The organism is Microcoleus sp. OTE_8_concoct_300 (genome assembly GCF_031383065.1).
Classification (GTDB): Bacteria; Cyanobacteriota; Cyanobacteriia; order Cyanobacteriales; family Microcoleaceae; genus Microcoleus.
Genome location: NZ_JANMZH010000564.1, coordinates 1 through 1,951, shown reverse-complemented (window position 1 = coordinate 1,951; position 1,951 = coordinate 1). Strand labels below are relative to the sequence as shown.

Annotated in this window: 2 protein-coding genes and 1 pseudogene; all 3 read left to right on the top strand. The window is 39.9% G+C overall.

Going from position 1 to position 1,951, the window contains the following annotated elements:
- Positions 1 to 133, top strand: a pseudogene (locus tag ACUVJL_RS25915) (IS630-like element ISAcma34 family transposase); the annotation flags it as partial.
- Between the two features lie 570 nt (positions 134 to 703).
- The gene (locus ACUVJL_RS25910) at positions 704 to 1,534 is read left to right on the top strand and encodes an IS1634 family transposase (protein ID WP_445248463.1); all 831 of its coding nucleotides are present in this window, start codon (positions 704 to 706) and stop codon (positions 1,532 to 1,534) included.
- A 22-nt stretch (positions 1,535 to 1,556) separates the two neighbouring features.
- The gene (locus tag ACUVJL_RS25905; protein WP_445248462.1) at positions 1,557 to 1,838 is read left to right on the top strand and encodes a hypothetical protein; all 282 of its coding nucleotides are present in this window, start codon (positions 1,557 to 1,559) and stop codon (positions 1,836 to 1,838) included.
- The last annotated feature ends 113 nt before the right edge of the window (positions 1,839 to 1,951 follow it).

Genomic DNA, 1,951 nt, shown 5'->3' with positions numbered 1-1,951 from the left:
TGAGATTTTGTGGCGGTTTATCAAATATCAATGGCTCGAAATAGATGCCTACTCTAGCTGGCAATCTCTTGTTTCATCTGTCGAAATAATTCTTAAAGAATTTGGAGATAATTATGTAATTAATTTTGCTTAACTACTTATATTGTTTAGATCCGCATCTTGGCTGGGAAATCTGAGTTGTTCACCCCCTTTCTTTCACGAGGCAGCTGTTCGATAGCGCAAGCGCTTTGTTAGTTCGACTGTTGACCAACGACTGGAATCCTATGAACTATCCCTCTTCTGTCACTTTCGGAAAACTGGCGTTGCTGAATTAGGGTATGAATTCAAGATTTCGGCATGGCTATAAGCCCGCTTGAGGGTGAGTTTTGTAACCCACATTCCGCACCCCCAAGGGGCAGCGTACGCGGATTGAGGGGGTAAAAGTGAATCATCCGAGACCAAGCGTGAGTAAAAATACTCAATAATTTCGGTCACGCTCCCATCACGAGCGTTAAGAATTCCTGACAAGAGACGTGAGGGCGTGAGTCCTATCTGATGTAAGTTAAAATTGCGATCGGTAATAAACTTGGTTTTTTACCTCACAATAACCCGATCACAGTCGCGAAAATGCGTTAATTGTGATCGCTCTTCCGTAACCAATCATCACCAAAAATAGTGTAAACTGGCGATCACGATCAACGCTCAAATCATGACTCAGCAGTCCATGCAGAAAGCATCCGAGATGAAAGTAGAAAACCTAGATCATTTGGGCTTGATAGCCGGTCTAATCGATGAAATAGGAATTGTCCAAAAAATCAATGAATTAGTAGGCGAACAACCGGGCGAGCTCGTCAGTCCCGGGCTGGTAGTCAAAGCCATGATTATCAATGGATTAGGGATGGTTTCCGCCCCATTATATTTATTTTCTAAATTTTTTGAAGGGAAAGCAATAGAACATTTACTTGGCTCAGGAATGCAAGCGTCACATCTCAATGATGACCGTTTAGGAAGAGTATTAGATAAATTATATTTGGTAGGAATTACCGAAATATTCACAACTATTGCCCTGTCAGCCGCTCAAAAATTCGAGATAAATACCGACACATATCACCTCGACTCAATTTCATTTCATCTACATGGCAAATATGAACAAGAATTACCATCAATATCTTTTGAAAGCACAGAAAAAGATAACAATCAGTTAGATAATTCATCAATCAATCATCAAACATCCCCAGTACCAATTCAGATTACCTACGGCTACTCTCGCGACCATCGCCCCGACTTAAAACAGTTCATTTTAGACCTAATTTGTAGTGGAGACGGAGATGTGCCACTATTTTTACGAGTAGCTTCAGGAAACGAATCAGATAATTCCATATTCGCCTCAATTTGTCAAGACTTTAAAAAAAAATTAAATCTCGACAGTTTAATGGTAGCTGACAGTGCATTATATAGTGCTCCCAACGAGCGAAATGTTAACCAATTTAAAATGGTTAACTCGTGTACCACTGAGCCTGAAACAAGCGCAGCAACTGGTATCTCAGCTAAATGAATCAGAATTTCATCAAAGCTCAGTGACCGGATATCGTTGGTCAGAACACAAAAGTAATTATGGTGGAATTGCACAAAGATGGTTAGTAGTAGAGAGCAGTTTGCGTCGTGATGCTGACCAACGTAAGTTAGAAAAAAACCTCAAAAAAGCTGAAATTGAGGGTCAGAAAAAGTTGCGAGAGTTATCAAATATTGAATTTGCTTGTTCGGCAGATGCCTCCGCAGCAGCAAATCGTTTATCCCAACAACTAAAATATCATAATTTAACCCAAATTACCAGGGTAAGCTCATCTAATTTGGTATAAATTGTACTTGACAAAAAGCCGCCAATAGGCTCTATATCTGTGCACCGAACTCAAACCTATAATTAAGTTTGACTCTTAACAAAGTCAATCAAGTTGAAACGGAGTTAAAGACA